The following is a 7,744-nucleotide window of genomic DNA, read 5'->3' as shown; positions in this document are numbered from 1 at the left end:
AAGTGAATGTGCCGTTCAAAATCTCCACCAATACGATTTGACAGAGACCCAAAAAAGCCATGCCAATCCCTCTCTCTAAATTCTAATTTAAGTTCCATGATACGCCACTTCTCAGAGAGACAAAAGACACAACTTCACATTCACTGCTCGTCAAATCAATATAGCAAAATATCATTCACCCCCATTGATATTTTCTAAGAAATGGCTACACTAAAGCTATGGCCGTTCGAGCAATCGGCTCATTCGGGGGAAGGGTGGCGACAGCGATGTCGAAAATTTTACAACCCACATTCGGTGGGGTTTTGAAGATCGGAATGCTTGATTTCTTCGTGTTCCTATTTGGAGCGGTGACCTTGATTTTGAATCTATCAGATGAGACCAATCATCTCATCTGGGGTATCATATTCGTCGTATTCGCGCTATCCAGTCTGTTCACCGTGTTAGGCCTCTGGCGCGGTAAACTTTACCATGATTTTGAAATCTTCTCGGTATTGATTTTGCAGGTTGTATTTACTGGCTTGCTGTTAAACTTTTTACTTTAGACACAACGACTGAGGACCGGTTCTAGTGACCGGTTCTCATTTTATTTACCTTGTGGGACGATTTGTGACCCACAGAACCAAATATTAGCCCCAATAGGTAATGTTTTTACCTATTTTCAAACGGCCGAGTGTCCCCATTTGACGGCATTTCAGTTTTGGCTTATCATATAAGTATAGGTTGTTACGTGTGCGTAACTTTTAAGTTATGGACAACCATCCTGAACTAATTTGAGAAGGAAATCGAGAGTTAATTCGGGCTCACTGCCAAATTTTTTATGGAAAAGGAAAGTGGATACATTGTCAAAACTCTTACGGCCTACACTTAGCGATATTCTCAAGGTGGGCATGGTTGATTTCTACGCATTCTTGCTTGTTGCGGTTGCTCTTTTAATGGGGTTGCCCGACGGAACCAGCCGGCTACTATGGAGTATTCTTCTGGCAATCTTCATTATTTCTGATGCCTTTACCCTCACTGGCTTTGCACGTGAGCGGCTCTATCGTGAATTCGAAGGTGTCTCAGCTTTATTCTTACAGCTGGCATTCACGGGCATCATCATCAACGTCTTACTCTAATAAACGTTACAAAAGGCGTACGGGCTTTCGATCCGTACGCCTTTTACATTGCCAAAATTCAGAGCGCTAATGCCAGAATCGCCCCGCCAACGACCACGCCAGTCAACAGAAAGATCAGGTCGATGCGCAGGCTGGTATCCACCTTTTCCAAAGCGGTTGTTGCGTAGATCGACAAGATAAAGAGCCCTAGGCCCAAGCCGATCGAAAGATAATATTTCAGATTTGCGCCGTGAATAATCACACTGTAGCCCCATAACCGAATTGCCAAAACTAGGATCGCTGCCGCCATCGCAATCATAATCGACTTAACAAAGTGTCGCTGTGCATCCATGGTCTTCCCCACCCTTTCCTCAGGTCAACGTCAGTCACGCCTCTTGAGTCGCAATGAGTGTATCACGGTGGCCGCAAGCCGGCGGGCCTTGGCAACCCAAACCGGTTGGTTCGGACTTTAACCGAAACTACTTGGTGGGTCGGGTTTAAATTGACCGCCTGTGACCGCCTGCGGCTGCCAGGGATTCCGCCGGCTAAGATTGATATTCGCCATAACTTATGTTAATTTCCAGTTCATCAAAGTTCATAATTTTCACTCTCATAAATCGTATTGTACCTGCAATCGTGAGTGCTTTGTCGACTAATACTTTCGAAACCACAACGTCCATCAATTACATCAACCTAAACTTCAAAAGCAAAAGCCATCAGCGATCGAAAAGGATCGTTGATGGCTTTTGCTTTTTCAATGGAATTTAAAACGCATGATTTTTAATTAAAGTATCCCAAATCGGAAGCCAGCGTGGGGTATGCCATAATGGTCTGGCTAATATCTGCTGAACTCATGTGGTTTTGAATCACGAAGTCGAGGTAATTGATAACCTGTTCAGCCTCCGTGCTTAAGATGGCTGCGCCAACAATGTTTTGGGACGTACGGTCAACCACGACCTTAATCCGCGCGTGAGGATCCTGAATCCGCTGATAGCTATACCAATGTGTCAGATCCAGGTCCTTGACCTGATAGCGATCGGCTTGGATCGTTGCCATTTCTGGGCTAACCCCTAACTGAGCCAGCTGGGTTTTCCCATAAACAACCGATGGAATAGCTGGATACACAATCGCTGGTGAATCACAGGTCGTCAGCGTTTCCGCTAGGTAGCGACCCTCGAATCCAGCCACTGGGGTCAACTTCGGTTGTGGCCGATCCACGACGTCACCCAGGGCAAAGACGTGAGGATTAGTCGTCTGGAGTTGACCGTTCACCGTGATCCCGTGAGCTGTCGTGACCACGTCAATCCGGTCCAAGTGCAGATCGTCAATGACCGGACGACGGCCAGCGGTGGCCAGAACCATCCCCGTCGTCCAGCTCTCACCAGTCGCCGTGGTGACCTGGTACTGATCATCGGCTGGGGACACTGCCGTAATGTCGGTGTCCAATTGCACATCAATGCCATCTGCTGCTAAACGATCCATCAAATCGTGAACGAGGTCCGCATCAAATGCCCGCAATGGACGATCACTGTGATGAATCAAGTGAACGTGACTGCCGGCGGCATTGGCAATAGCAGCTATTTCCACTCCAACAAAGCCGGCCCCCATCAAGGTAATATCGGCTGGTAGCGAATCGAGATCGAGAAATTCATTACTGGTATTCAACCATTCGGACCCCTTAATCGCCGGAATCCGTGGTTCTTGCCCGGTCGCGACAATCCAGTTGGCCGCGTTCAGTTGGTCATCACCAACCGTCAGCGTGCCATCCGCATTAAAGCTGGCCGTGCCATGAAAAGTCGCAATTCCTGCCGACTTGAGGCCACTGTGGGTGCCACTCGGAATTTTCTCCGTATAAGCCCGCTTAGCGGCCATCAGCGCCGTCCAATCAATCTGAGGAACACCACTCAAGCCATGACCTTGTAAGGCCTCACTATGGGCCTGCGTTTCAACCGCGGCCATGAGAATCTTCTTTGGATCACATCCCCGGTTGGGACACGTGCCGCCCCAGAGATCCTTTTCCACCACCGCGACGTTCATGCCCTTGGCATGTAACCCATAGGCTGCGGCTAGGCCGCCAGGACCACCACCAATGACGACGATATCGAATTCTTGCATCCGCAAAAACCTTCCCTTCTTGTAACTAACGGTTTAAGTTTAGCACGCGACGTTACGATTCCGGGGAATTTTGACTGCGGAGGCTCCCATTTCGACGATCCACGACTAATTGACAACTGGTATACAGGAGAACCCCAATGCCGGTAAGCAGGTAAACCCAACCCGCCGTGAGGTGTTGGAAACAGATGCCATAGACCAACGTTCCCAGTGGCACAGCCAGTTGAAGCAGTGTCGTAAAGGTCGAGCCCACCCGGCCAAGTAGTTCGGTCGGCACAGTCATCTGAAGGTATACCGACAGTGGCGTATTGATGAAAGCCAAAACAGTTCCAATCGTAAAGCCCCAGACCAAAAGACCTATCAGGAGTTGTTGCCCACCTAAGGTGCTGAGGAAGGCAACGCCAAGAATTCCGATTCCGGCTCCCAACGCCAGACACAAGCGTAGAATGACTAACAGCACCCGTTTAAATGATGGCAAGACACTTAGCAGAAGATTTCCGACCAACAATCCGGCGGCAAAGCTACTCATAATCAAACTCAAACTGGCGTTACCCATATGGCGTTCCTGAACCACGGCATATGGCAGACCCACGTCTACGGCACTAAATAAGAAGTTCAAGACAACACCCATGACGACCAGGGCCCGCAAGGCTAGGTGATCCTTGATATAGACCAAACCAAGCCGAAACTTCTGCCACTGATTCGACGTAACCTCTGGGGCCTCCTCGACTGTTACTGGGACGGGATAGAAATGCATACTGGCAGAAATCAACCACACCAGAGTCTCAGTCCCAATCATAACCCGAACAGTACCTTCAAAGCCCAGCCAAGCATACAGGGCGGCCGCTAATACTGGTGAGAGTAATTGGATCCCTGCCGTCGCAGCCTGTTCAATCGTTGCCAAGGTCTTCACGTGTTTGTCGTTAACTAACTCGTGAATCGAGGCCGTATAAGTCGTATTCGTTACCTTGTCACAGCAGGCTTGGACCACGAGCAGTCCCACCGCCAATGCCATCGGGAATCGCACATAAGGCACCAGAAAGGCATACACGACCAAGGCTAAAATCCCCACACCCTTGCTCGTCAGAATTAACTTCTTATGGTGGTGAGTATCGACTAGGTTTCCCACAGGAACGACCAATAGGAGGCCAATTATCGGATAAATAATAGCACCCAAGCCAAAACTAATGGCCGAGTGCGTCCGGTGCAACAGCATCAACCCCAAGGCGAAGCTGAAGGTATCACCGCCTAGGGTGCTGAGAATATCACTACTGGCCGCCTGAAAAATTTGGATGACGGATTGACGATTGGTAATTTCCATGGGAGTCCCCTCTTTCTAATCTGCTTACCAGTATACCGCAAAATGAGTTTTTGATTAGAAAACAATGTGAAATCTATCGGTTTTATCAGACAACGATTCTCCCCTATTCGTGATAAAATATATTGCAGAACTTATTTTAAAGGGGGGAACACGATGACTTTTTATACTTACGGTTATCTCACGACCCACCACAATACTTGGCAGTATGCCCGAATTGCCCTATTAATTGCACTCCTGGTCGTCTTTATTGGTCTCTTCGTCCATTACCTGCGAAACCAATGGAACGTGAAATATAAGGATCTGAGCATTATCACTGGGACCTTATTATTGCTGGTATTGGGCTTTCAAATCAACAGCCTGCTCTCGCTTCGATCCGCAAGCCAACAAACCGGCCAGATCACAGCAACTGTTCAACAGGTGGCAACCACGCTTAAGGTCAAGCCGTCTCGTCTGAGTATTAACGCCACCTCCACAGGAGACAACCTCCTGGTCAAGGCACCAGATGGTTACTATCGGCTGAACTACAACAGTGATGGATCGGCCTTTGTCCTGGAGAAGATCGCGTTGAAACAACCCAAGATTACGTTGGTAAAGGAGTAACCCATGTTTGTTTATTCGGATGTCTTTATAAAATTAGTTGTTGGTTTCATTTTTATGACGCTATTGATTAACTTCTCTGGCAAAGGGAACCTGGCTCCCACCTCGGCGATCGACCAGGTTCAAAACTACGTCCTTGGGGGGATCGTCGGTGGGGTTATCTATAACTCGGCGGTTACTCTCCTTCAATTCATTATTGTCCTGCTGATTTGGTCGCTGCTGATCCTAGTCACCCGTTACCTCAAGATTCACGTGCAAGCCGTCGGCAAGTTCATTGATGGTGGCCCCATCACGGTGATTCGTGATGGCAAGCTGCTGGTTCACAACTGTCTGAAGGCCAACCTCTCCGCCAAAGAGATCGACTTCAAGCTCCGAACGGCGGGCGTCTACCAGATCGACGAGGTCAAACGGGCCATCGTTGAACAGAACGGCAGCCTAACCATTCTACGTCAGGGCGACGGGTCGATTCGCTACCCCATCATCGTGGATGGTCAGATTGACCAAGACGTGTTGGAACTCATGAATCATGACGAAAATTGGTTGCTGGAACAGCTAAAGCAACACGGTGTGGCCAACGTTCGCGACGTTTACATGGCAAAATATGAAAATCATCAATTTGAAATCACGCGGTATGATGGCCGCTAACCGAAATAAGAGTGCGACAAAAGGCGGTTAGTCAATGAGCATTAACGTCGATAGACAAATAACCCTGGTATTGGATTGCTTGTCTATCGGGGTTAAGCGGAGTTGACTGCCTTTTGTCACACGTTTCGACTACAGATGTTCGCCAACTAAAAATAAGAGGAGTTGACGATAATTGTCAACTCCTCTTATTTAGATGCGTCTCAGTCTAACGTTTCCGACGACGCAGCGCCCAACTCAGGCCGATCGCCCCAATCAAGGTCCCACCTAACCAGATGAGTTCCGTTTGACTGGCGGCACTGCCCAAAATGGTCAGAATAGCTTCAGGCCACAACGCGGGCGTTGGTAACAGATGCATCTCCCCAACTCCTTTCATGACAACCAGTTCCACACTTACATCGACTCCCCATGGTCGAGTCTATTATTTGCAAAATCTGCGAATCGTGGGATTAGCTGACATGAGTTTTCGTTCCTGTCCCTAGTCAATTAGTCCTTAATCAACGACCATTGCCGACCACTTTCGGTCAGCGATCTTTATGCTAGCAGGTCAACACACGAAATCCAAGGCAAACTGCGCTGACCATTCAAAAAAAGGAAGCCTCGTCTACAGACGGTGCTTCCTTTCGTGTCATTAATGAACAACAGCGGTTGGCCTCGCTCCTACTGAACCGCCACCGCGAAATGCTTGTAATTATAACTGCGTTTAAACTTCTTAGCACTGACCCAGTACTTGCCCTGGTTCGGATCGGAGACGTGATAGTACCCTGATTTATAGCCATCTAATAACATCACGTGACTATTATCGATACCCGTTCCCCAGAAATAGTGATCATACTGCGCCTTGGCGAAGTGTAAGGTAACGTAGACTACCACCGGGTTGTGTTGCCGAATCTGGCTCCGCAACGTGGCAACACTAGCACCACTGATATTCTTAACCATGGTGTACTTGTTCCCCCACTTGGCTAATGGCTTCGGAAAAATGGACTGGAAGACCCCAGGGGTCACCTTGTAGGGACTCCCGGCAAAACCAGTGTTGGGATTATTAGTCTTGCTGCGTGGTAAATGCTTCATGAAGGCGACTAACCCCGTCGAATTTTGAATCCCCTTGTAATGGAGACCCTCCAGCAAGCTAGCGGACTCACACCCCATCCAAGCCTTAACGGCATTCTGGCTGATGTAAGGTGCGTTCAAGTTCACCTCACTGGGCGTCCTCAAATCCTGATGAAGCACCCATCCTGCATGGCGTTTGTTGGGCACATTGGTCGTCTCGGTGACGTAGTCATACCGATAGCGTTTTCCATTGGCCTTTTGAACCCAGGCCGTTTTGCTCGCGATCCAGGCACTCTTCGAATAATTTTTGAGATAATGTATCGGGGACATGGTCAGCGTTCCTTGGCTGTCTGTTTTGAAGCTGTAGAGGTTCCCTTTAGTGTTTCCGGTCACCCGACCAAATTTGGTGACCTTGCCTTGTGACACAATGGTGGTGCTTCTCGTTGCAGCCTTAGCTGGAACCGACAGACCGGCTAGTCCCAGCAGTAAGACAGCTGCGGCTAAAAACTTAGTGGTCATTCTCATCTTTTATTTCTCCCCTGATTCTTGTTTTTTGGTCAGCATGTCAATCGACACACCAGACCTCGTTTAATGTGCTAAGTTATTTTCCATATAGATTGAGTATACCGCTGTCTTTCTTGATTTGACAGAGTCTTCAAGTTAGCCATGGAAAAAGGTCCCTCACTGCAACCAAGTTGCAATGAGGGACCCCAACGATACTGTAAGCCGCTTATTGGATTTGAACCAACGACCTCTTCCTTACCATGGAAACGCTCTACCTTCTGAGCTAAAGCGGCATATTTAGCGATCCGGTGACGTCAATGACATCACTTATCACCCTTCCATTATCCCTGTTTTCCAGAATTTTGACAATAAAAAAAGAACCCTCACAGGGTTCTTTCGTTCGCGTGGCAACGTCCTATCCTCG

General features: G+C 48.4%; 9 protein-coding genes and 1 tRNA gene. 4 read left to right on the top strand and 6 right to left on the bottom strand.

The window, feature by feature from the left end; translation table 11 throughout:
* Positions 1-266: 266 nt before the first annotated feature.
* The gene (locus IV54_RS09225; RefSeq protein WP_057879070.1) at positions 267-542 is read left to right on the top strand and encodes a hypothetical protein; all 276 of its coding nucleotides are present in this window, start codon (positions 267-269) and stop codon (positions 540-542) included.
* A gap of 288 nt (positions 543-830) precedes the next feature.
* Positions 831-1,115: a hypothetical protein gene (locus tag IV54_RS09220; protein ID WP_162259328.1), complete on the top strand. Its 285-nt coding sequence runs from the start codon at positions 831-833 to the stop codon at positions 1,113-1,115.
* 58 nt (positions 1,116-1,173) lie between these two features.
* On the opposite strand, the gene IV54_RS09215 is transcribed toward IV54_RS09220, so the two are convergent.
* The 3 genes from IV54_RS09215 to IV54_RS09205 form a co-directional block, all read right to left on the bottom strand.
* The gene (locus IV54_RS09215; protein ID WP_057879068.1) at positions 1,174-1,446 is read right to left on the bottom strand and encodes a hypothetical protein; all 273 of its coding nucleotides are present in this window, start codon (positions 1,444-1,446) and stop codon (positions 1,174-1,176) included.
* A 428-nt stretch (positions 1,447-1,874) separates the two neighbouring features.
* Positions 1,875-3,209: a dihydrolipoyl dehydrogenase family protein gene (locus IV54_RS09210; protein ID WP_057879071.1), complete on the bottom strand. Its 1,335-nt coding sequence runs from the start codon at positions 3,207-3,209 to the stop codon at positions 1,875-1,877.
* Between the two features lie 52 nt (positions 3,210-3,261).
* Positions 3,262-4,527, bottom strand: a complete 1,266-nt coding sequence (locus tag IV54_RS09205; protein ID WP_057879067.1) for an MFS transporter — start codon at positions 4,525-4,527, stop codon at positions 3,262-3,264.
* A gap of 153 nt (positions 4,528-4,680) precedes the next feature.
* On the opposite strand from IV54_RS09205, the gene IV54_RS09200 reads away from it, so the two are divergent.
* Both IV54_RS09200 and IV54_RS09195 read left to right on the top strand, forming a co-directional pair.
* Positions 4,681-5,127, top strand: a complete 447-nt coding sequence (locus IV54_RS09200) for a DUF3290 domain-containing protein (protein ID WP_057879066.1) — start codon at positions 4,681-4,683, stop codon at positions 5,125-5,127.
* A gap of 3 nt (positions 5,128-5,130) precedes the next feature.
* Positions 5,131-5,769, top strand: coding sequence for a DUF421 domain-containing protein (locus IV54_RS09195; protein WP_057879065.1), 639 nt, complete (start codon positions 5,131-5,133; stop codon positions 5,767-5,769).
* Positions 5,770-5,974: 205 nt separating this feature from the next.
* Here IV54_RS09195 and IV54_RS11785 read toward each other — a convergent pair whose 3' ends face one another.
* The 3 genes from IV54_RS11785 to IV54_RS09185 form a co-directional block, all read right to left on the bottom strand.
* Entirely contained in the window at positions 5,975-6,124 is a 150-nt protein-coding gene (locus IV54_RS11785; protein ID WP_157054395.1) for a hypothetical protein, read from the bottom strand.
* A 302-nt stretch (positions 6,125-6,426) separates the two neighbouring features.
* The gene (locus IV54_RS09190) at positions 6,427-7,341 is read right to left on the bottom strand and encodes a C39 family peptidase (RefSeq protein WP_057879064.1); all 915 of its coding nucleotides are present in this window, start codon (positions 7,339-7,341) and stop codon (positions 6,427-6,429) included.
* A gap of 199 nt (positions 7,342-7,540) precedes the next feature.
* Positions 7,541-7,613, bottom strand: a tRNA-Thr gene (locus IV54_RS09185).
* Between the last annotated feature and the right edge of the window lie 131 nt (positions 7,614-7,744).

Source organism: Levilactobacillus paucivorans (assembly GCF_001437125.1).
Lineage (GTDB): Bacteria > Bacillota > Bacilli > Lactobacillales > Lactobacillaceae > Levilactobacillus > Levilactobacillus paucivorans.
This window is presented reverse-complemented; position numbering and strand designations above follow the sequence as displayed.